The organism is Telluria sp. AZSoR62 (assembly GCF_058111565.1).
The window spans coordinates 1-252 of sequence record NZ_JBYTST010000457.1; the positions used below are offsets into that span (position 1 = coordinate 1).

At 64.7% G+C, this 252-nt stretch carries 1 protein-coding gene; it reads right to left on the reverse strand.

Features of this window, described 5'->3' with window-relative positions:
• A partial coding sequence (locus AC3XQU_RS24405; protein WP_489876698.1) for a hypothetical protein occupies positions 1-231 on the reverse strand: 231 nt, incomplete at its 3' end.
• Positions 232-252: the final 21 nt, after the last annotated feature.

The window sequence follows — 252 nt, forward strand, 5'->3', positions numbered from 1 at the left end:
GAACTCCGAGGAGTACCGGGTTGGGGCTTTGCCGTGCGGGCCCCCGTAGCGGAGCGGGCCAAAATCAATTTGTGAGGATCCGACAACGGCCGCGCCGCCTTCAGGGGTTTTGCCTTCAACGATCCACCGGTTGAACAGGCCGTCGATGGACTGCTGGCGCTTGACCTCGATCAGTCCGGCGCGTGGCTCCACTCGCCACACCGGAGCCGCGTTCGGGGAATAGACTTCCATCTCCCCGTCTCCGCCCATCCG